Annotated in this window: 18 protein-coding genes; 2 read left to right on the forward strand and 16 right to left on the reverse strand. The window is 38.9% G+C overall.

Annotation, left to right across the window (positions count from 1 at the left end; all coding sequences use genetic code 11):
• Positions 1-233 precede the first annotated feature (233 nt).
• The 4 genes from RV15_RS00765 to RV15_RS00780 form a co-directional block, all read right to left on the reverse strand.
• Complete coding sequence (locus tag RV15_RS00765; RefSeq protein WP_071876149.1) at positions 234-1,886, reverse strand: peptide ABC transporter substrate-binding protein; 1,653 nt, start codon at positions 1,884-1,886, stop codon at positions 234-236.
• A 169-nt stretch (positions 1,887-2,055) separates the two neighbouring features.
• Positions 2,056-3,612 carry a ribonuclease Y gene (rny, locus tag RV15_RS00770; RefSeq protein WP_071876150.1) on the reverse strand — a complete coding sequence of 519 codons (1,557 nt, stop codon included), beginning with the start codon at positions 3,610-3,612 and terminating at the stop codon, positions 2,056-2,058.
• Between the two features lie 276 nt (positions 3,613-3,888).
• Entirely contained in the window at positions 3,889-4,938 is a 1,050-nt protein-coding gene (gene recA / locus RV15_RS00775) for a recombinase RecA (RefSeq protein ID WP_071876151.1), read from the reverse strand.
• Positions 4,939-5,045: 107 nt separating this feature from the next.
• Positions 5,046-6,293 carry a competence/damage-inducible protein A gene (locus RV15_RS00780; RefSeq protein ID WP_071876152.1) on the reverse strand — a complete coding sequence of 416 codons (1,248 nt, stop codon included), beginning with the start codon at positions 6,291-6,293 and terminating at the stop codon, positions 5,046-5,048.
• A gap of 184 nt (positions 6,294-6,477) precedes the next feature.
• Here RV15_RS00780 and RV15_RS00785 point away from each other — a divergent pair, with 184 nt between their 5' ends.
• Complete coding sequence (locus RV15_RS00785; protein WP_071876153.1) at positions 6,478-7,653, forward strand: hypothetical protein; 1,176 nt, start codon at positions 6,478-6,480, stop codon at positions 7,651-7,653.
• Positions 7,654-7,715: 62 nt separating this feature from the next.
• Here the strand turns inward: RV15_RS00785 and RV15_RS00790 are convergent, their stop codons facing one another.
• From RV15_RS00790 to RV15_RS18495, 11 genes are all read right to left on the reverse strand, one after another.
• Complete coding sequence (locus RV15_RS00790; RefSeq protein ID WP_071876154.1) at positions 7,716-8,504, reverse strand: TraX family protein; 789 nt, start codon at positions 8,502-8,504, stop codon at positions 7,716-7,718.
• 177 nt (positions 8,505-8,681) lie between these two features.
• Positions 8,682-9,305: an NAD(P)-dependent oxidoreductase gene (locus tag RV15_RS00795; protein WP_071876155.1), complete on the reverse strand. Its 624-nt coding sequence runs from the start codon at positions 9,303-9,305 to the stop codon at positions 8,682-8,684.
• A 70-nt stretch (positions 9,306-9,375) separates the two neighbouring features.
• Entirely contained in the window at positions 9,376-9,798 is a 423-nt protein-coding gene (locus tag RV15_RS00800) for an Rrf2 family transcriptional regulator (protein WP_071876156.1), read from the reverse strand.
• Between the two features lie 177 nt (positions 9,799-9,975).
• Entirely contained in the window at positions 9,976-12,996 is a 3,021-nt protein-coding gene (hylB, locus tag RV15_RS00805) for a hyaluronate lyase HylB (protein ID WP_071876234.1), read from the reverse strand.
• A gap of 122 nt (positions 12,997-13,118) precedes the next feature.
• Positions 13,119-13,922, reverse strand: coding sequence for a gluconate 5-dehydrogenase (locus RV15_RS00810; protein WP_071876157.1), 804 nt, complete (start codon positions 13,920-13,922; stop codon positions 13,119-13,121).
• A gap of 15 nt (positions 13,923-13,937) precedes the next feature.
• Positions 13,938-14,780, reverse strand: coding sequence for a 5-dehydro-4-deoxy-D-glucuronate isomerase (gene kduI, locus RV15_RS00815; RefSeq protein ID WP_071876158.1), 843 nt, complete (start codon positions 14,778-14,780; stop codon positions 13,938-13,940).
• A 13-nt stretch (positions 14,781-14,793) separates the two neighbouring features.
• Entirely contained in the window at positions 14,794-15,801 is a 1,008-nt protein-coding gene (locus RV15_RS00820) for a sugar kinase (protein WP_071876159.1), read from the reverse strand.
• 4 nt (positions 15,802-15,805) lie between these two features.
• Positions 15,806-16,450 (reverse strand): bifunctional 4-hydroxy-2-oxoglutarate aldolase/2-dehydro-3-deoxy-phosphogluconate aldolase, encoded by a 645-nt coding sequence (locus tag RV15_RS00825; protein WP_071876160.1) that lies wholly within the window; start codon positions 16,448-16,450, stop codon positions 15,806-15,808.
• A gap of 24 nt (positions 16,451-16,474) precedes the next feature.
• Positions 16,475-17,275, reverse strand: coding sequence for a PTS system mannose/fructose/sorbose family transporter subunit IID (locus RV15_RS00830; protein ID WP_139242948.1), 801 nt, complete (start codon positions 17,273-17,275; stop codon positions 16,475-16,477).
• Complete coding sequence (locus RV15_RS00835) at positions 17,268-18,059, reverse strand: PTS mannose/fructose/sorbose/N-acetylgalactosamine transporter subunit IIC (RefSeq protein WP_071876162.1); 792 nt, start codon at positions 18,057-18,059, stop codon at positions 17,268-17,270. Before RV15_RS00835 ends, RV15_RS00830 begins: the two co-directional genes overlap by 8 nt.
• Positions 18,060-18,472: 413 nt before the next feature.
• Positions 18,473-19,399, reverse strand: coding sequence for a PTS sugar transporter subunit IIAB (locus RV15_RS18495; RefSeq protein ID WP_139242949.1), 927 nt, complete (start codon positions 19,397-19,399; stop codon positions 18,473-18,475).
• A 234-nt stretch (positions 19,400-19,633) separates the two neighbouring features.
• On the opposite strand from RV15_RS18495, the gene RV15_RS00850 reads away from it, so the two are divergent.
• Positions 19,634-20,341, forward strand: a complete 708-nt coding sequence (locus tag RV15_RS00850; protein ID WP_071876163.1) for a GntR family transcriptional regulator — start codon at positions 19,634-19,636, stop codon at positions 20,339-20,341.
• A 78-nt stretch (positions 20,342-20,419) separates the two neighbouring features.
• On the opposite strand, the gene RV15_RS00855 is transcribed toward RV15_RS00850, so the two are convergent.
• On the reverse strand, positions 20,420-22,210 hold the full coding sequence (locus RV15_RS00855; RefSeq protein ID WP_071876164.1) for a glycoside hydrolase family 35 protein: 1,791 nt from the start codon (positions 22,208-22,210) through the stop codon (positions 20,420-20,422).
• Positions 22,211-22,222: the final 12 nt, after the last annotated feature.

Genomic DNA, 22,222 nt, shown 5'->3' on the forward strand with positions numbered 1-22,222 from the left:
TTTCTCCCCTTTGCTTATGTCCTTATCTTATCTGAGTATGGGGAATCTTGTTAGATGATCTTGTCATGAATCTAGATGACATTTGTCATGTATAAAGCAAAAAAGTGATTGGGCCATAACTCTACGAGTTACAACTCAATCACTTGGAATCCGAATAAGCAGTGGAAGCAGAAGCACCCCCTCTTATTTCTCGGGGTTAAACACTTATGTCCCATCCTTATTCTTTCTATTTATTAGTCTTCAATGTAGGTCCATTTAAAGTCATATTTCGCACCAGTTGAATGATACACAACATCTTTTACTTTTTCAGAACGAAGATGCGCTTCAGCTTTTTGATACAATGGAATGACACCCATATCATTCATAATAACTTTTTCTGCATCCTGCATGTCTTTCCAGCGTGCTTCTGGGTTATTTGCATTTGTTGTTGCAGCACTTTCTACTAACTTATCATATTCAGGATTTGAATAGTGCCCTCTATTATAAGAGTTATCTGTCGTAAATAAATCTAAGAAACTACTTGGGTCCGCGTAATCTGCTCCCCAAGCACTAACAGCGATTTGGAAGTCCCCTTTGTTTGAACGATCTAAGCGGACTGAAAATGGTACTGGGCTAACAGATACTTTCAAGCCCTCTAAAGTATCAGATAACGACCCTTGAAGATATTCGGCCATTTTCTTCGCGTTATCGGTATCATCGATCAATAAATCGATTGATACTGTGGAAACACCTAATTCATCTTTGGCTTTTTTCCATGATTCTTTGGCTTTATCGACATTATACGTAACTTCATCACCTAGCTCTTTGGCAAAGTCTTCGTCTGTTTTCGGATCTGCTGCTAGCCCTTCAGGCACTAAGCCCATTGGAACAGCTGAACCATTCGCTAAAATTTGCTCAACTAACGCTTTACGATCGATTGCATAAGATAATGCTTTACGTAGGTTTACATTTCGGTAAGGTGAGTTTTCTTCTCTTTGGTTTGGCTCAAGATAAAACGTTGAAGCACCTTTTAAGATAATATAGTTAGGTTCATTTTTCATTTGTTGGGCTAATTCACCAGATAAAGGTACTTCATCTGCCTGACCGTCTTGGAATAAGTTCAATGATGTTGGTGCTTCTTTCACAACATCGATCGCTACTTTATCTAATTTAACGGTATCTTTATCCCAGTATTTATCATTTTTTGAGTAAGACCAGCTTGTATCTGTTCCTGGTCCATCAAAATCAGTTAATGTAAACGGACCATTATAAACTGCTTTATCACTCGCTGTCGTATAGTCTTTCCCATATTTTTCAGCAATATCTTGTCTTTGTGGTAAAAATGAAGGGAATGCTAATAAGTAATCAAAATAAGGTGTTGCTTTTTCTAACGTAATTTCTAATTCATAATCGCCAACTGCTTTTATGCCTAGCTCTTCTTTTTTCATTTCGCCTTTAGAGATCTTTTCAGCATTTTTTACAGAATTGTACATATAAGCGTATTCTGATCCAGTTGCTGGATCGACTGTTCTCTGCCAGCCGTAAACATAATCGGCTGCTGTTACAGATTTATCATCTGTCCATTTAGCATCTTCTCTTAATTTCACTTTATACGTTAAACCATCTTCACTAACTTCCGCTTTTTCAGCAGCGCCAGCTGGTTGAGGCTTACTGTCTTTATCTAAGCGGTAAATTCCTTCATAAACATTATTCAATGCAACAAAACTCACTTCATCTGTTGCTAATGAAGGATCTGCACTTGGCATTTCTTGTCTTTCAATATATCTAAAGACTTTTTCGTCACTGCCAGACCCACCGTCGGCATTTTTAGAACCTCCGCCACATGCAGCTAGAGCAATACTTGATACTGCAAGTAATCCGAGCAAGGCACTTCTCTTTAATTTCATGTAAAAAACCCCCAATTTTAATAAAAGCTACAACGAATATATCAAAGTTCTAAGTTGCCCACAATTAAAACACCATGGTAGGTTTAGTAAAAATATTCTGAATTTTTTCTAATGTAAATTAAAAAAAAGAAGCAATCTGCCCTAAGGCGTTGCTTCTTTTGATATTTAACTATTTTGCATAGTCTACTGCACGAGTTTCCCGGATAACGGTCACTTTAATGTGACCTGGGTAATCTAGGTCGTCTTCGATCTTCTTACGAATATCTCTAACTAAGCGAACCGCTTCTAAATCTGTAATTTCGTCTGGTTTGACCATTACACGAACTTCACGTCCGGCTTGTACAGCGAAACTAGATTCAACTCCTTCAAAGCCATTAGAAATATTTTCTAAGTTTTCTAAGCGTCGAATGTAATTTTCCATTGACTCGCTACGAGCTCCCGGTCTAGCAGCTGATAGAGCATCTGCTGCTGCAACCAATACAGAAATAACAGAAGTTGCTTCTACGTCACCATGATGGGATGCAATCGCATTGATCACTGTTGAATTCTCTTTGTATTTAGCAGCCAGTTCGGCACCGATCTCAACGTGAGAGCCTTCGATTTCATGATCTAGTGCTTTACCAATATCATGTAGTAATCCAGCACGTTTCGCTAATTGAATATCTTCGCCGATTTCTGCAGCCAAGACACCTGTTAGTTTAGCGACCTCGATTGAGTGGTTTAATACGTTTTGACCATAACTTGTACGGAAACGTAAACGACCTAAAATCTTAATCAAATCTGGATGTAAGGTGTGCGCACCAACTTCAAAGGCCGCTTGTTCACCGTATTCACGAATACGTTCATCCATTTCCTTACGAGATTTTTCAACCATTTCTTCAATACGGGCTGGATGAATCCGGCCATCTTGAATCAGTTTTTCAAGGGTCATTCGAGCGATTTCTCTACGAATTGGATCAAATCCTGAAAGTACCACAGCTTCCGGCGTATCATCAATAATCAAGTCGATTCCTGTTAAGGTCTCTAATGTACGAATGTTACGCCCTTCACGGCCGATGATTCTTCCTTTCATCTCATCATTTGGTAAACTTACAACCGACACAGTTGTTTCGGAAACTGAATCAGCCGCACAGCGTTGAATCGCCAGAGAGAGCAAGTTTTTGGCTTTTCGATCTGATTCTTCTTTCGCACGTTGTTCAGATTCTTTAACCATTACTGTTAATTCATGACTCAATTCTTCTTCTGTTGATTTCATGATGATATCTTTTGCTTCATCTTTAGATAGTGAAGCAATACGTTCTATTTCTTGATGTTGCTTTTCAACTAGTTCTTCTACATCTTTTTCTCGCTCATCAATTAATTGCTGTCTAGCACCAAGTTTCTCTTCTTTTTCTTCCAGTGAGTTTTCACGTTTTTCAAGAGAGTCATCTTTACGATCTAACGTTTGTTCTCTTTGTAATAAACGATTTTCTTGAGATTTAAGCTCTACTTTGCTTTCTTTCAACTCACTTTCAATTTCTGACCGATACTTCTGGTTTTCTTCCATAGCTTTTAATAAAGCTTCTTTTTTCAGAGTCTCCGCTTCTTTATTGGCACTTTCAATTATGCCTTCTGCAGAGGACTTTGCACCATCTATAGCCTTTTCATGACGTGATTTTGCAACGACTAACCCTAAACCAAGACCGACAATTACACCGATGATAGCGAGGAGAATTTCTAAACCCATTGTTTCCACCTCCGTACTATCTTCAAATTTTCAATATTCATGTAGTTTTCTGATAAACTATAATCAATTATCAATATGTCTACTTGCATACATGTAAAAGTTATATACTAATATTTGTATACAACTTTATTCTAATGTTTGTACACCAGTGTGTCAACTTAAAAAAGCCCTTTCCCGACGAAAGGGCTCTGGTGGTGAAAAGATTTTCCACTACAACATAAAACAAACCAATAAAAAGCTTTTGAAAGCCCTTATTGGTTTGTCTCTTAAACTGTATTATTCTTCGTCAAGAGGAAGTTCTTCTTGCGCTTGTTCTTCTTCAACGATAGCTGTGCCATCACCGATGCCGAATGCATCACGGACACGTTTAGAAACTTCTTCAACCATTTCTGGATGCTCAGTCATATAAACTTTAACATTTTCACGTCCTTGACCGATGCGTTCTTCTTTGTAGCTATACCACGCACCACTCTTATCGACAATATCTTTTTCGACAGCCATATCAAGTAATTCTCCTTCTTGAGAAATCCCATGACCGTACATAATATCTACTTCTGCGACTTTAAATGGTGGTGCTACTTTATTTTTAACGACTTTGATTTTTGTACGGTTACCAATGATGTCTGTTCCTTGTTTTAATTGCTCTGCACGTCTGACTTCTAAACGAACAGTTGCATAGAATTTCAAGGCACGACCACCAGGAGTCGTTTCAGGATTACCAAACATAACACCGACTTTTTCACGAATTTGGTTAATGAAAATCGCAATCGTCTTCGTCTTGTTGATGGAACCTGAAAGCTTACGTAAGGCCTGTGACATCAAACGTGCTTGCAAGCCGACGTGACTTGCGCCCATCTCACCATCGATCTCTGCACGAGGTACTAGAGCCGCTACAGAGTCAATAACAACAATATCGATTGCGCCACTGGAAACTAATGCATCTGCGATTTCCAATCCTTGTTCACCAGTATCTGGTTGTGAAAGAAGTAGTTCATCGATATTTACACCCAATGCTTGTGCGTATTGAGGATCCAAAGCGTGCTCTGCATCGATAAATGCAGCTGTTCCGCCTTGTTGTTGTACAGATGCGATTGCATGCAATGCAACCGTCGTTTTACCAGAACTTTCTGGCCCGTAAACTTCAACGATTCTTCCGCGAGGATAACCGCCTACACCTAATGCAACATCCAATGCGAGTGAACCACTAGGAATAGTCGAAATTTGCTGATCGATCTTTTCCCCTAATTTCATTACTGAACCTTTACCAAAGTTCTTTTCGATTTTTTTTAGTGCGGCATCTAAGGCCACTTTACGATCATCTGCCAATCGATAATCCTCCTTATATATAAACGATTTAAATTCCTTTTCAATAAATATATCATAACTGGTTTATTTAAAAAAAGCAAGAGAAAAACGAACAAACATTCGCCTTTTTATTTTTTCTTAGTTACTGCTCTTAAAATCAAGTCCAAGCCTTTCATCACAGCACCTTGGCGAATATAACTGCGATCACGATTAAAATGTTGGAGCACAGCGATAGTTGGTTGCCCTTTTTCTGCTAAGCCGATCCAGACTGTCCCTGCCGGCTGTCCTTCTAACTCCTCGGGGCCTGCTACACCTGTAAATGATACAGCAAAATCTGCATCGGATAATGTTCTTGCTTGTTCTGCCATCGCGATCGCACAAGCCTCACTTACCGTTCCTTCTTTTTCAAGTAATTCAGGATCAATCCCTAAAAAATGTGCTTTTGTTTCAGCGGAATAGGTGACAAAACCGCCCTTAAATACTTCTGAAACACCTGCGATATCTCCTAAGGTACTTTGAAAGAGTCCGGCTGTTAGACTCTCTGCAGCTGTTACCGTTTTTCCATGTTTCTTTAATGCGTCGACGGTAACTTTTACTAAACTGTTCTCGTCGCCATATCCATAGAAATACGCACCAACTTTAGCCATGACCTCAGCTTCCAACTTATCCAATAACTGCTGCCCCATTAGCTCATCAGCGATCTTAGCCGTTAAGCGTAAGGTCACTTCATTTGGTTTAGCGTAAGGCGCAATCGTTGGATTGGTTTGCGTGTCGATCAGTTCTTTTAATTCTGTCACTAATTGTGATTCACCAATCCCATAAAACCTCAACACTCTAGAAATCAGTTGCTCCGCTTGCGGGAAAAGCTCTTCTAGTAATGGACGGGCGTTTTGCTGAAACATGGGTTTTAATTCGTTGGGTGGTCCTGGTAATAATAAATACGTCGTTTTATTTTCCGTGATCAACGTGCCCACTGCCAGCCCTGTAGGATTTTGAACAGCGATTCCACCTTCGATCATCAAGGTTTGTCTTAAATTATTTTCGGTCATTTTGTTTTTTGAAAAAGTAAAAAATTCATGAAGGCGAGCAAGGGCCTGTTCATCTTGAACTAAAGGACGATGAATATGTGCGGCAACTGTATCTTTGGTTAAATCATCATCTGTTGGTCCTAACCCACCACATAAAACGATTAGATCACTGCGACCCTCAGCTTCAACCAACAATTGTTCCAGACGTTTCGGATTGTCTCCTACAACGGTATGATAATACACCTCGATTCCTAAATTTGCTAATTCTTCTGATAGAAAAGTTGCATTTGTATTGACGACTTGTCCTAATAACAACTCTGTACCAACTGCAATGATCTCTGCTTTCATTTTTCTCCTCTTCTCTAATAAGATACGTAAAACGATTCTTATTTCATTTTATCACAGGAAAATTTTTTGTTACTGTGAAACGGCTTTATTTACTTATATTTTGATACAGCAAAATAATTATCATTTATATAATAATATGATACAATTTGTTTGTTGAGTTGAAAAAAGGAGGAAAAATATACAAATGACAGCATTTATTGGATTATTAAGTTTTTTAGGAATAATAATTGGAGGCGTTCTTTCATTAAAAGCCGTTTTCAAAAAACAACCGAAAAAGAAGGCCTTAATTTTAACAGGAGCTAGTTTTATTGTAATGATCGGTGCACTTGCCTTAACACCCGCATCACCACGCGTTGACATCGCCGAAAAATCAATTGAAACAAACGAACAAGGAACCGCAATAATCGAAGGAAAAACGAATGATCAAAGTAACATCACACTTGATGGAGAAAAAATCGAAACAAAAAACGGTGAATTTTCTTACAAAGTTACCCTAAAAGACGATCAACCGCAAAAACTAACTTTTGTCGCTTCCATCGGTGATACGGATAAAGCTGAAACAGTCGAAGTCAAACCATCAAAAGCGTTCGTCGCTTTTTTAAACGAAGAAAAACAAGAGCAAGAAACATTAGAACAGGCCGAAACGGCTTTAGTTTTAGCTGAAAGTAAACCGACTCAAAAAAATTATGATGAAGCTGTAACCCGCATTAATTCTCTAACTAAGGAACGAGATGACTTCACCAAGCGTTTAGCCATTATAAAAGAAAATGTGCCCATCTACGAAGCAGTCGAATTAGCGGAAACGAAACAAACAAAAGAACAAGTCGATTCAGCCGCGGCCTTAGTCGCCAAAGCAACCTTAAATAAAGATTCTTTACTAAAACGTTTAACCACTGTTCAACAAAAAATTACTGAGAAAGAAAAAACAGAGAAACAAATTGCGTCCGCCCGCGAAGCAGTCGAAAAAGCGGAACAGGAACCAACAGATGATCATTACAATCAGGCAATAGCCAGAATCAAAGAACTGCCAAACGGCAATACAGACTTAACCAATCGAGCAAATGCGGTTAAACAAACACTTACAGCCCAAAAAGAAGAAGCAAAAAAAGTAGCTGAAGCGCAAAAGAAAGCCGAACAAGAAGCGCAAAAAGCTGCTATTGAACAGCAACAAGCACAAGCTGCTGCCGCTCAAACACCGGAAACCCCTGCACCAGATACACTGGGAACTGAAGAAATGGTCCTAGTTACTCGAACAGGAGAAAAATACCATAATCGCAAGTGCGGCAACGGAACTTATACTCCAGCAACGCTAGAAGAGGCACAAGCAAGAGGTTTAACACCTTGCTCTAAATGCTATTAGCACTATATAAATAAAAAATAGGCACTTCCAATCGTAGGAAGGCCTATTTTTTTACCAATAAATCAATGCATAAACATATATGCTGAAATCAAATACAACAACCAAATATGCAGTGGATAGAAGAAATAAAAGAAGTTCTTCATCCCTCTTCCTTTTTCACCATTAAACAACATAATAGGAATTACGGCAAAAATCATCATCCATTGTGTGGAGCCTTGGAAAAAGAAAAGTACCGCTACTAACGCAATCATCACACATTGTAACCAACGTTGATTTTTTGCTAAATACATCAACGGAATCAATAATACCATCAAACTATTTTCCGTAAACAGTAAGGCTGGAATAAAATTAACACCCCAGACTGCTGCCATGATCGTACTTGGATTTGACATAAGCATCATTAAAATGCCAGAAGATAATAGTGGGAATAAGATAATGATAATTCCCACTATTATCTTACTGAACTCTTTACTTGAGCGACCTTCAGAAATTTTATCGATTCCATACATCATCAGCGTTCCGACTAAAAGATCACGGAAAATATTATTCATCAGCTGAACTTCCTCATACCCGACAATCTTCTGTAAAACTAAACTTCCCAATGTCATGAGCACCATGCCTAAATACAAACGCACCATATATTTTTCTTTGCTTCTTGTATGACTAAAACCAACCACACTAACAAAGAAGAACAGTGTCGCAACCGGTCGACCAAACCAATCCAACCAATTCGGTGCACCCATCGGAACAAACATTTGATGAATATGATCGATAAACATTAGAACGATCCCCATTATTTTTAAATCAAATGTAGTAAAACCCTTAAACTTACTCGCTGTTAAACTATTCATTATGATACACTCCTCACTTATTAACCTAACGTATTATAAAATAAAGGAACTTTTTTTACCTTAGAATCACCTTTCAGGCGTTTATCAATTTTGTCATACGAGAAATGTTCGTTCAAAATAAAAAAAGAGTTAAAACAAACCTTTTCACAGCTTTGTTTTAACTCCTAGAACTATTTTCTATTGATGAACGCTAAAACGTTGGTTTGGATGTGCATTTTTCTCAATTTCATCAACCATCGCAATTGCATAATCGGCATAAGAGATATAGCTTTTACCCTCTTTATCTGTTTCTAATTCTTCGCCAGCCACAACATATTTACCAGTTTTTGCACCTTCAGCATCGAATTCTGCTGCTGGACTAATGTAGGTCCAGTTAACATCTTTAGCAGATTCTAGTAAATCTAGCCCTTTGCCCATTGCCGTAGCTAATGGTTTAAATGCGTCAGGAAAATCTGGTGTTTCACTTAAACGAACAGTGTGTTCTGGATTTACAAATAAACTTCCAGCGCCACCTACTACCAATAAGCGTGTGTTTGTATTTGTCAAAATATCGATCAAATGTTGTGTTGAGCCAGTAAATTCACTAACGTCGCCCCAGAACCCCAAAGCACTGACTAAAACATCAAAGCCTTTCACATCTTCTGTTGTTAAATTATAGACATCTTTTTCGATAACCGGTGTGCCATCTGTGATTTTTGCTGCATCACGAACGATCGCTGTTACGTCTAATCCGCGTTTTTCTGCTTCTTTCAAAATTGCTGAACCTGCTTTACCGTTTGCTCCTAAAATTGCTACTTTCATGTTTTATTCTTCCTTTCTTATAATGAAACTTTTTTTGTTACATTTACATTTAAAAAGAGAAGAGACATGTTTAAGTCTCTTGCTGCTTGATTTGATGGATCACATCAGATAAAGCAATTTCTTTTAATTCTGATTCCATACTTTGCTGCACTTTTACATATTGTTTTTCTAAAACAGATTGGATATTCGCTCCAACAAGACAGTTTGGATTAGGGTTTTGATGAATATTGAATACTTCATGATCTAACTCGACTGCTTCATAAACATCATAAAGAGAAATATCTTCTGGTTTTTTCAACAAATAGGTTTGAGTTGCGCCTCTGCTTGTATGAATGAGTCCAGCCTTTTTCAGCTTGCTCATCAATCGTCTGACGACAACTGGATTCGTATTGACACTTGCTGCGATCAATTCAGAATTGACACGATCGGGCGGACCGATTTCGATCAAACTGAGAATATGGATCGCTACACTTAATTTCGTCGACATGGCCATGTCTATCACTCCAACTCTTAGTAACATTCTAAGTTACATTTAAATCTTACTGCGATTTCTTGGAATTGTCAATAGATAAGTTTCAGTTTGGTTTATTCTACTCAATAAAAATGATTTCCAATGTTTTCTTGTCCTCTTGCCTGGCAAAGATATACACTGAAAATCATTTTTATTTCGTTATTCTACAATGATTTGTTTACTACTTCCACCTGAATTTTCAAAATGAATGGTAAATGTTTCGCTGGTTTCATCATACGTGATGCCGTCACTCATCGTCAAAATCTGATTGAAATCCTTAGGTAATTTAACAGTCATCACAACATTTGACTGAGTTGGATCTGCTAATACATAAGTTTTCTTTCCTTCGTTCGTTTTTCTAAGCAAAGAAACGGCCTTGTTAGAAGTGATGCCAGAAACACTACCACCCGTGTCTTTCCAGATATTTACGCCTAGATAATTCGCTTTTTTCAATTCAACAGCTTGGACATCTGCAGAATTGGCTAAAATCGTTACTGGTTTTTCCGCTGCATATGTTTTTAATCCTGTTTCATCAATTCCTGGCAATGTTACGTATGCGTACTGCTCGTTCGTTGGATTTTTCCCGTGATCTAGTACAAACTTGCGATAGTTACCAGTGTATTGATCATTACTAGGAAAAGCTTCGTTGATTTCCGTATAGGTTCCTTTACGAACTTCGCTGATCACATCCACTGTTGTATTTTCTGGGAAATAGTACCCGATATTTGCATTTTGATGATCCGACTTTAAGAGTAGCCATTCTTTAGCACTGCGTTCTTTTGCTTGTTGGATCACACCATTGTTTGATAATACTTCATAGTTGTACTTATCATTTAATAGACGATTATCTACGATTGTTTCAATTGAAGCAGTTGTATCCCCTTTAATACCTGCACCTAATGCTACAATTTGTCCATCTACCATAAACCATGATTTTTTCCCTTGTAGGTTCATTGGTAACACAGTGCCATTATTTTTTGTCCCAACTTTGTTCAACGCCATTCCTATAACCGCTTGATCCTCTAATGCTACACCACCAACCCATTTTTCTTTTGAAGTAACGGTTGTAAAGGCTGATACTTCATCTTTCAAAGGAACAGTATCGACTGTTGTGCCAGGTAATCGATATGGGTCGACTGTCGGCCAATAGGCTGAATTAAATTGTACTTCGTCATCATTATATAAATACAGCATACCATCAGCTGTATGCCAACCGCGTTTATTCTCTTTATTACCCGCTTCAAATGAAGAGATCCTGCTAGAATATAAGCCTAAGCTCACCATATAATTGGGCGTTCTTTGAACGAAACGGTCCATTGACGCATACAATTTTGCGCCAACAAACGGCAATGTATCTCCAATAATTGACGAATCATCCAATACAGACATCGTCATTTGCAAATCGTTATAATCTCTTGCATTCGTTAAATAATACGTTGGATTTTCTTTCATCCAATATTTTGCCGCTTCTTTAAATTTCGTTTGGTATTCTGTTGGTGCAAATTTTGAGACGATCAATAAATTGTAAAGCGTTGTAGAGCCATAACCGACTTTGGTTTTAGCTGGCGCTCTTGAGATCGAGCGACCATTGACGATAGGTAACATTTCGCCTTGATAGATCAATGGAATAAAGGCTCGGTCTACATTTTCAACGAATGATCGGACGATTTCTGGTTCCATTTCAAATTTAGAGTCTTTAGTGATAGCTAAAATTTGCCCCACGCCTTTCATCAGTACGTTTCCATATGAACCTGTGTAGGGAATATTGTTATGCTGAATAAACGAGCCATCTTGATAAAAGCCATCGCCTTTTGTCACTAATTTAAACACATCAACAATACTACTTGAAGCTTGGCTGATTTTCCCATCATTTCCTTGTAAAATCCCTAACGCTAAAACGGTTTGAGCTAAATCTGTTCGATTAGCTCCAGACGTCACAAAATTGGGAATAAATGCTAAATCCACAAATGTTCCTTGCGCTTTGGTATACAGCTGTTTAAATGGATCAGGGACATAACCACTCATCGCATCCGTGTATTGTTGCTGTTTAGCCTGTGGTATTTCATCTCCAAGAATCATTAAAATACTGATAAATTTTTGTGGCACACCGATCTGCCAATCCCACCAATTACCGTGGTACTTTTTCCCATCATAGCCTTTTTTCGTCACCATGAAATCCAATCCATCATTGATTGCGGCAGCTATCTGTGGCTCATGATACAATGCACTACCTTTCGTTCCGTATGCTAACGCTAATTTCTGTAATTTCGTAAATTGCGTGGTCAAATCAGCCGATGCAGTGTTGCCTTGTTCAATCGACCAGAGATAGGTTCTGTTTGGTTCTTTATTCAATGTTTGATATAATTGCTCGGCTTCTTCTGACAGTTTATTTACGTAGCTCACAACGGTTGTATTCGTTTCATCATACTGGTCAGAAACCAATTGATTCTTCCATTTCTCTTTTAGTTTTGCATAATCGCTTGCATTATCCTCAACAGTAATACTTCCAACTATGCCGCTACGCATTGAAAGGACATTCAGTTTTGACAGATTCCCAAAAAGACGAATCCCTACATACCCTTCCCAATCACCATCGATCATTGCTGAAGTATTCGGATAAACCACTTCATTGTTTTCATACAGAAGTTGATCATTTAGAAAAGCTTTGATACTTTTTCCTTCATAACGAATCATCAATTTGTAACGCTGACCTGAAATTAATTTTGCTCCTGTGATATTCGTGATCCACTTTCCACCAGGCTGCCCCAGTTGCCATTGTCCATCACGAGTATATGCGAAGGATTGCCATTTTTTTGAATCTTGCAAATCACCACGAAATACTAATCCGAAGTTAGTTTGTCCTTCATATAAAAACGTATATTCCAAATCACCTGCACTTTTCACCCCTGCATTTTTATTTAGCGAAACAGATTCTAGATTCGTTCCTTGTTTGGTATTTCCAATCGTCAGACCATTGCTGCCAATCGTTTTGTCAGTTTTTCCGACCACATCTTGCCACTCACCAAGTTGTTGCGTAAAATCTGATTCGTAAATAACCGTATCCGCTTGGGTTATTTCTGTTACCTCTTCAGCAAAACTCTCACCACTCAATCCATAAGAAAAACTGCCAATTAAAAGCGAACAGCCCATCAAATACAGCATTTTTTTGTGCACATTCATCATTTTGTTCCCTCCATCTTTCAAGTTAAAAAAGCAACCGCTTTCATTTCGATTCATAATCGAGCACCCATAATACGACCTTACGACTATGGGTTGCTCGTTCTACTATTATTATAAACTGCTTATGGTTGTTTGCCAATGTAAGCTAAAATGCCACCATCTACATATAAAATATGACCATTCACAAAATCTGAAGCACTTGACGCTAAAAAGACTGCTGGACCACTTAGATCGACTGGTTCTCCCCAACGCGCTGCTGGTGTTCTTCCTACGATAAATTGATCAAAAGGATGACGTTCACCATTGTCTTGTTTTTCTCTTAGCGGTGCTGTTTGTGGTGTAGCAATGTAACCTGGTCCAATACCATTGCACTGAATATTATATTGACCATACTCAGCAGCAATATTTTTCGTCAGCATCTTAAGCCCACCTTTAGCCGCTGCATAGGCACTCACCGTTTCTCTACCTAACTCACTCATCATTGAGCAGATATTGATGATTTTGCCGCCGCCTTTTTCAATCATATCTGGAATAACTGCTTTAGCCATGATAAATGGTGCATTCAAATCTACGTCTACCACTTGTCTAAATTCAGCTGCCGACATTTCGATCATTGGAATGCGTTTGATGATTCCTGCATTATTCACTAAAATATCGATTGAACCAACCTCTTCTTTGATTTGCTTGACCGTTGCTTGAACTGCTTCTTCATCGGTTACATCACAAGCATAGCCTCGCGCCTCAATGCCAGCTTCTTGGTAAATGGCAAGTCCTTTATCGACAGATTCTTGAGATAAGTTATTAAAAACAATCGTTGCTCCTGCAGTAGCTAATGATTTCGCAATCTCTAAGCCGATCCCATGAACGGCTCCTGTAACCAACGCTACTTTTCCATCTAAACGAAACATGTCCATATTGAAATCCATTTTCCTACCTCTTTTCTATTTTAGTTGATCCATCGGCACCATATCCATGTCCGTATAGGTAATATTTTCGCCGCACATTGACCAGATAAAGGTATAATCGCCTGTTCCCACACCTGAGTGGATCGACCAGCTAGGTGAAATGATTGCTTGTTCATTAGCGACAACTAAATGCTTGGTTTCATCGGGTTTGCCCATCATATGGAATACACGAGTATCTTCGCTTGCATAGTCAAAATAAAGATAGGCTTCCATGCGACGTTCATGAGTATGACACGGCATCGTATTCCATGAGCTTCCCGGTTCTAAAACTGTATATCCCATTTGTAGCTGGCAGCTTTCACAAACATTTGGATGAATATATTGATAGATTCTGCGTTTATTTAGTGATAATGCTTCGCCCGTTTCCATCGGTTTGATTTGGTCGATACTGATTTTCACATTCGGGTATTTATGATGTGCAGGCACGCTATTGACATAGAATTTAGCTGGATTTTTTGGATCATCTGACTGAAAAACTACTTGTTTGGTTTCTTTTCCGATATAATAGCCATCTTGTTTTTTCATAGATTCTGTTTGACCATCAATTGTGATCGAGCCTGGACCGCCGATATTGATTACACCGAGTTCTCTGCGCTCCAAGAAATAATCCACACCTAATTCTTTTGTTAATACAATTTCTAATGGTTCTGTTGTCGGTGTTACACCGCCAAAGATCATCCGGTCATTATGAGTATAGGTCAAACTGATTTCACCTGGTGTAAACACTTTTTCGACTAAAAACTCTCTACGTAATTCTTCTGTTGAATAGTGACGGATATCCTCCGGGCTATGTGTGTATCTATTATCCATATTTTGCATGATTCATACTCCTCTATCGCATTATTTTTCCTGAGCCGCATGTTAAAAAGTCAGCGACTTCTTCTTTACTGAATTGATTACAATCTCCATAAACTGTATGCTTCAATGCCGCTGCTGCCGTAGCAAAATCGACGATTGCTTGAGGCTGCATTTTTTCTAGCATTCCGTGCAAGATCCCGCCAGCAAAAGCATCGCCTGCTCCCACTCGGTCTACGATCGGATCGATTTCATGGATTGCTGATTCGTAATACTGTTGATTGTGCCAAAGTGTCCCAATCAATTGGTTGGCACTGGCTGAATGGACTGTTCGTTTCGTTGAATAAAATAGTTGGATATTGGGAAACAGTTTTTGCATTTTTTCATAATAAAAAGCTACTTCATGCTCTTCATCATCTGGCTCATTTGCAATTCCCAATAAATTAACTGCATCTAATTTTCCAGCTGAACAATAATCGACATATGGCAACAGTTGCCGGATGGTTTGTCCTGCTTCTTTTTGACTCCACAATTTACTACGATAATTGATATCAAAACTAACTTTACAGCCAAATTTTCGAGCTTGCTTGATTAGTTCAAGAGTCATTGTCTGCCAAGACTTTGATAGCGCTGGCGTAATTCCTGAGATATGAAAAATATCCACATCATTAAATAAAGTAGCTAAATCCCATTCAAGTCCTTCCATTTCAGCAAAACTAGAACCTGCTCGGTCATAAATAACTGATGCTGACCGTTCACCGATCCCTGTTTCCAGATAATAAGTACCTAAGCGCTTGCCGCCTGCAAGCAGATAACGCGTATCCACATGATACTTCCATAAATGTTGACGGACCGCTTCACCTAAAGTCGTATCTGGTACTTTACTCGCAAAAACAACTTCATGTCCGTAATTCGCCAAAGAAATCCCAACATTGGCCTCACCGCCGCCATAATGAGCCTGTAAAGAGTCGCTTTGAACGAAACGATTTCCCGCCTGCGTTGAAAAGCGCAGCATGATTTCACCTAAAGTCACCACTTTCCCCATTTGCTCATCCCTTAATTTCTTTTAATTTTGCTGCATAGTGACGGGCTGTTTCTGTCACTTTTTGAAAATCTCCGATGGCCACTGGCGCTAATAAATCGCCACCAACGCCAACCGTTACTGCTCCAGCCTTAAACCAATCGGCCATATTGTCTAAATTGACACCGCCTGTCGGCATAATGCTCACTTGTGGCATCGGTGCCATAAAGGCAGAGATGATACTTGGTCCATACACGCTTCCTGGAAATAATTTCACGATATCCGCTCCGCTTTTCAACGCTTCTTGCACTTCAGTAATCGTCATACAGCCTGGTAAATATGGAACTTGGTACAAATTACAAAGTTCCGCTGTTTCCCGATTAAAGCTTGGGCTAACGACATATTCTGCTCCTGCCATAATCGCTAGTCGAGCTGTTACCGCATCTAACACAGTACCTGCACCAATCACAATGTCCAAACGATCACTGTAAACTGCCACTAATTCCTTGATCACTTCATCAGCTTGCGGCACAGTGAAGGTCAATTCAATCCCTGTCATGCCACCTTCAATGATCGCGTGACTAGCTTTTAAAGCTTCTTCTTTCGTCGCACCGCGCACAACCGCAACCACGCCTGTTTTCTCTAAACGAGATAAGATTTCGACTCGTTTCATCTAATCACCTATTCCTTCGTTTTATTATCCTAAAATTCCAAACGCACTTAACGCAATTGAAAGAATCAAAATGATCCAAATCACTCGTGTGGAGTTTAATTTTTTTTGCCCTAACATCCAATACGTCAAAAGCACTAAAAGAATCGGGACCAACGAAGGTAAAATTGCATCTAATGTATCTTGAATGACTAATTCAACACCATCTTTTTTATATACAAACGGCACTGTGGCTTTGATCACAGAAGGAATCAACGCACCTATCACAGTCACTCCTAAAACTGTCGCTGCATTCGTAAATGCTGATAATTTATCTTTTAAAGTTGTCACTAATTTGACCCCTTGTTTGTACCCAAGTGGCAATAACGCCGCCCGCCCAAACAACAAAGCGATATTGGCTACGATCCAAATCACACAGCCTACAACGGAACCATTTTGTGCAAGTGTTCCAGCAACTGAGCCAAAAATCGTTCCCCAAATCACATGGAATAATGAATCGCCAACACCAGCTAGTGAACCCATCAACGCTGTTTTTAACGCTACGATCGTGTCTTTAGCTTTGTAACCGTCTTGTTCTTCAATCGCAACATCGATCCCCATGATCAAGTTTCCAAAAATAGCATTGGTATTAAAAAATTGATTGTGCGTGCGCATCATATCTTGAAATTGTTTTTCATCATGTCCATAGAATTTTTTTAATACAGGTAAAATACCATATAAATAACCTGAACTCATCATACGTTCGTAGTTCCAATTCAATTGACTACCTACAATATAACGCCAGCTAATTGCATTTAATTCTTGTTTTGTTAGTTTTTGATTACTCATCCCCATCAAATCCTCCTTCAAAGTTGCTTGTACCAGAAACTGTTTGAGTGACTGATTTCTCACTATCTCGTTTAAACACTAACATTGCTGCAACCATCCCAATGATCGAAACACCCAACATTGGCACTTGTAGATAAGCGGCTAAGAAAAAGCCTAAAAGTAAATAGGGGATATATTGTTTAGTCGGCAAGTAACGTAGTAAAATCGCTACCCCGACAACTGGTAAAACACCGCCCGCTGTTTTTAAACCAGTCATTAACCATTCTGGCGTATTTTCAGTTATCGTTGTAACCGCAACATCTCCGACTAGCAACATCAATAAAATCGGGATAGCACGAGATAGGCCCCATAAAAATGAACCTGAAAGAACTAAACGAGGAATCCGTTTAATCTGCATATTATCGATTGCTTTATCGACACGGTGTAAAAGAAACACATTACAAAACCGAGCGACAACGTCTAATTGAAGCATCAATAAAGATACTGGGACAGCTAAACCGATCCCGTATTCTGCACCTTTTCCAGAAATCACCGCAAAAGCCGTTCCTAACACTGCACCCGTAAAGTAATCTGGAACAGAAGCACCACCGAATGCTGCAATCCCCAAACGCATAAGCTGCAACGTTCCTCCGACCATCAATCCTGTTTTGAGATCGCCCATGATCATTCCTGAGATCATTCCAGCGATCGCCGGCTGTGTCAATGTATTTGAAATAAGTGAATCATTAATCGCAATAAAAGCATAAACCGTAATAAGAATAATTTGATACGCCGCTAAATGCATGAATTTTCCTCCTAATTTTAAAAGCGGAACAAATCGGTTAATCCTGTAGAAAATTAGGAAATTAGCATTGAAACGTTCTTTGTTTCACTGACAATTTATCTATTTTCCTAAGGATTGATTTGTGCAGCTAGATAGTATAAAAGCGTAGCGAAACGTTAAGTTCCTGAACAATTTAGGAACTCATCTTAAAGACGTTTTTGGTCTTTCAGATGAGTTATCTAATTGTTGAGGGAACTGTTTCGCGCAGCTAGATAATTTAAAAGCGTAGCGGGCTCATCCAGCCTTGACAGGAAAATAGGAAAATCAGAGGGTGGCGCTTTTTGCCACAATCAGATTTTATCTTTTTCCCGAGAGGCTAGCTCTTGAAGCTAGATATGGTAACAACGTTCCGCTTTACTTTATCTTTATATTTTTCAACTTCTTAATTTCTTCATAAAATCGATTGCTGGATCGTTCGGCACCAATTGAGCTGTGATATTTACTCCTTTTGAAGTAATCGACTCAAAGACCGCTTCTTCAGCTTCTAAAACCTGGATACTTTTCGTCACTTCACGAGCACCCTCTTTATAGCTCATATTGCCGACATTGACAGTCTCAATCGGTCCCCCAGCATCTAAAAATTTCAGAACATCTGTTGGATTTTTAAATAGTAGGAAGAGACGTTGTTTTCCATACTTTCCAGCACAAATATTTTCTGCCGCTTTAGCAACAGGTAACACTGATAAACGCATAGAAGTAGGCGCTGCCATTCTAAGAGAGGATTTTTGCAGCGGATCTGAGGCTGCTTCATCATTTGCAACAATAATTCGCTGTGTGTCCAAACTTGTTGACCAAATTCCAGCAACTTGTCCATGAATCAAACGTTCATCGATACGGGTATTGACAATATTCGCTTGACCAGCATATTCGCTAAAGTTGCTAATCTCAGTTTCCAAACTAGCTTCTATAATATCTTTTTCCGCCTTATTCATTCCTGCTTTGACATCGACAATATTTTCTTTTGCTAAACAGACAAGTTCTCCCACAGTGACTTGTTGGTTCACAACTGCTTCAATTACAATCGAAAGAGTCATGCCCGCAATGATTTCAACGTCTGCTGTATTTAAATAGTTCTTCACTGCAACATTACAAGGTGTTCCGCCTAATAAATCTGCAATAATAAGTGTTGATCCGTTAAGGGCTTTCATTTTTTCATTTAACTCATTTTCAAACTGGATATTATCTCCATCAGGTCGCAAAGACACGGTATGAACATTTTCTTGCTGTCCAACAATCATCTCAAGACTGACTTTAACTCCTTCCGCCATCCCGCCATGGCTGATCAATACAATATTTTCCACTCGATTCCCTCCTAAAATGCAGGTCCCCCTACTTAACATGTTATGTCTCTTACGAATATACTATAACACATGCTAACTCATCCGTAAACCTAATATCTTAATATGTTGAGTTTTTTATTATGACCTGACTTATTGTTCGCATTTACTAACAAGAAAGGGAATAAAGCAATTGCTAAAGTAAAATTAACATGTTATGCTTAACTAACTATGTTAAGCGAACGGAGGTAAGCATTCGTGCTCCCAAAATATGAACAGATCAAACAAGATCTCTTAAGCGAAATAAAGAATCATACATTCATACCGGGTGATAAATTCTATTCAGAAGCAGACATCAAAAGAAGATATTCAGTCAGCTCCATCACGGCTGTCAAAGCGTTAAATGAACTGACCAGTGCGGGCTATCTTTATCGTATTCAAGGTAAAGGAACCTTCGTTTCAAAATCGAAGGTTTCTCAAAGCGTTAAATTTTCTGATATAGAACTTCATTCTTTAGATACTGAAAAAATCCAAGTCGTGTCAGTTGAAGAAGAAAAACAACCTGAAATTTTAAAAGAGCTCGGCTTGCCAGCTAGTAGCTCCTATTATAAAATCATCCGCGTCCGCTCTTTTGGCGATGTTCCTTTTTTAATTCATATCACCCACTTGCCAAAAAAATTAGTCAAAGAACCGATTTCAAAAAAACTGGCTGCCTACGCTAGTGTTTATGAACGCGTCCGTAAAGATTTTGATATCGATCTTTTTTCACTAGCTTCTATAGAAACTAATGAAATCGTCTTTCCTGACGATGCAGAATTACTAAATCTATTACAGTTAAGCTTTCGCGAACCAGCAGTTAAACAAGTCAAACACTCCTACTTACCAGATGGCAGCGTTGCTGAGTACATCGTTAGTTATAAACATTGGCGATATTTCAAAACGAAAATCGAAGTAGAAGCTGAATAAAATAAAAACAAAAGCAACCCCCGATTATTTCCGAGGGCGTTGCTTTTGTTTTTATTATTCAAAGTATTACTTTGATTTTTAATCAGTTACTTTTTTATAAATTGGTTGCTCTGAAAAGACGACTTCTTTGATCTCTTTTCCCTCTGTTTCAAAAATCACGACCTCGTTGAGTCCCTTTTTCAAAAACTCTTGCGGACAATATAACGATTGATTCGGTCCTATATCCCAGTAGCGGCCAAGATTGATTCCATTGACTACAATAACTCCTTTACCATAGCTAGAGCAATCAATAAAGGTATCTCCGATATCATTTAATTCCAGCTTCACTTGATAAAATGAAGGCTGTTGAGGAGCTTTACCTGCCGCATAATCAATTGCCTGTAGCTGTTCTTCTGATAAGGTCAAAGGATACTGCTGATACCCTTGGTGAAAATGAATATCCTGCATGATCCCGCCGCGAATACCTTTCGATTGTGTGGGGCTATTTAGCTTGAAGCCATAATTTACTCGGCCAAGATTCTCTACCAATACATCTAGGCTGATTTCCTTTTGAGCTACTTGACCACTTATCGTCAATTCTTCTCCAACTGTTTCTTGGTATTGCGTCGCCTTATGCTCACCATCAATGTAGATTTGAACACGATCGCTAGCTTCTATGACTTTTAATTTGTTTTCATGGAAATAATTTTTTAGATTTGCTGAATAGAGCATATAGCCATACCCATCACCCGCTTCTTCCATGCTTAGCGGATACATTGTCTGCTGAGCCTTGATCATTTTATCTTTCGTTGCAAATAAGGAAACACTGGCATTTACAGGGTATGAACCTAAATTAGTTAATACTTTTTTTCGTGGTTCTGCTTGCCAAACATCTGGACAAACTTCTTTGATTGCCCTTTGAACGTGATAATATTTTTCGGTCGGTTCACCCGCTTCAGTTAATAATGCATCATAATCATAGCTCGTGACTTGTGGCAGATCAAGCGCACCACGTGCAGAACAGCCATTGTAAAAACCGAAGTTTGTTCCACCATGAAACATGTATAAATTCAGTGATCCGACTTCCAGCATAGCTTTAACTTCTGCAGCTAGATCTGATCCATCTCGCTTGATGATCGGTTCATTCCAACGATTAAACCAGCCATCCCAGTATTCCATACACATAATCGGCCATTTTTTCCCGTGACGTTCCATAAAATTTCTCATCACTATGGCGTTTTCTTTTGAATGGCTCCCAAAATTTCCTGTCACAAATACATCATCTTCGATTAAAGTCCCAGCATCCAGCACTTCTTCCCAAGCGCCATCCGATGTAAACAAAGGGACATCTATCCCAAATTCTTCCATTAATTGTTTTGTTTGGCGCAGGTATGCTTTTTCCATACCGTAAGACCCGTATTCATTTTCAACCTGCATCATGATAACAGGACCGCCCTGAGTTATCTGTAACGGGACTAGCCTTGGAATCAAAACACTGAAATACTGACGAATTTTTGCCATAAAACGTGGATCAGTCGAACGAAGACGAATTCCCTTTTCTTTCAACAACCAAGCTGGCAAGCCACCGAATTCCCATTCCGCGCAGATATAAACAGATGGACGTAAAATGACCATTAAACCGATTTGTTTTGCAAGTGTGACAAAAGCCTCAATATTTTTTAAGCCCTCAAAATCATAACTACCTTCGATTGGTTCATGGATGTTCCAAGGAATATAGGTTTCCACAGTATTGGCGCCAAGTGCCTTTAAATTATATAAACTATCTTCCCATTGAGCAGGTGTCATTCGAAAATAATGAATTGCTCCGCTGATCAATTTGATTGGTTTGCCATCTAGTAAAAAATCTTCTTTTATCTCAAACGTTTGCATTTTCATTCCCCT

The organism is Enterococcus silesiacus (genome assembly GCF_001886225.1).
Classification (GTDB): domain Bacteria; phylum Bacillota; class Bacilli; order Lactobacillales; family Enterococcaceae; genus Enterococcus_L; species Enterococcus_L silesiacus.

Bases quoted from the DNA above. Each gene is read 5' to 3' on its own strand.
- RV15_RS00765 (WP_071876149.1), bottom strand. From the start codon at position 1,886: ATGAAATTAAAGAGAAGTGCCTTGCTCGGATTACTTGCAGTATCAAGT.
- rny (WP_071876150.1), bottom strand. From the start codon at position 3,612: ATGGGTTTAGAAATTCTCCTCGCTATCATCGGTGTAATTGTCGGTCTT.
- RV15_RS00780 (WP_071876152.1), bottom strand. From the start codon at position 6,293: ATGAAAGCAGAGATCATTGCAGTTGGTACAGAGTTGTTATTAGGACAA.
- RV15_RS00785 (WP_071876153.1), top strand. From the start codon at position 6,478: ATGACAGCATTTATTGGATTATTAAGTTTTTTAGGAATAATAATTGGA.
- RV15_RS00790 (WP_071876154.1), bottom strand. From the start codon at position 8,504: ATGAATAGTTTAACAGCGAGTAAGTTTAAGGGTTTTACTACATTTGAT.
- RV15_RS00795 (WP_071876155.1), bottom strand. From the start codon at position 9,305: ATGAAAGTAGCAATTTTAGGAGCAAACGGTAAAGCAGGTTCAGCAATT.
- RV15_RS00800 (WP_071876156.1), bottom strand. From the start codon at position 9,798: ATGGCCATGTCGACGAAATTAAGTGTAGCGATCCATATTCTCAGTTTG.
- hylB (WP_071876234.1), bottom strand. From the start codon at position 12,996: ATGAATGTGCACAAAAAAATGCTGTATTTGATGGGCTGTTCGCTTTTA.
- RV15_RS00810 (WP_071876157.1), bottom strand. From the start codon at position 13,922: ATGGATTTCAATATGGACATGTTTCGTTTAGATGGAAAAGTAGCGTTG.
- kduI (WP_071876158.1), bottom strand. From the start codon at position 14,780: ATGCAAAATATGGATAATAGATACACACATAGCCCGGAGGATATCCGT.
- RV15_RS00820 (WP_071876159.1), bottom strand. From the start codon at position 15,801: ATGGGGAAAGTGGTGACTTTAGGTGAAATCATGCTGCGCTTTTCAACG.
- RV15_RS00825 (WP_071876160.1), bottom strand. From the start codon at position 16,450: ATGAAACGAGTCGAAATCTTATCTCGTTTAGAGAAAACAGGCGTGGTT.
- RV15_RS00830 (WP_139242948.1), bottom strand. From the start codon at position 17,275: ATGAGTAATCAAAAACTAACAAAACAAGAATTAAATGCAATTAGCTGG.
- RV15_RS00835 (WP_071876162.1), bottom strand. From the start codon at position 18,059: ATGCATTTAGCGGCGTATCAAATTATTCTTATTACGGTTTATGCTTTT.
- RV15_RS00855 (WP_071876164.1), bottom strand. From the start codon at position 22,210: ATGCAAACGTTTGAGATAAAAGAAGATTTTTTACTAGATGGCAAACCA.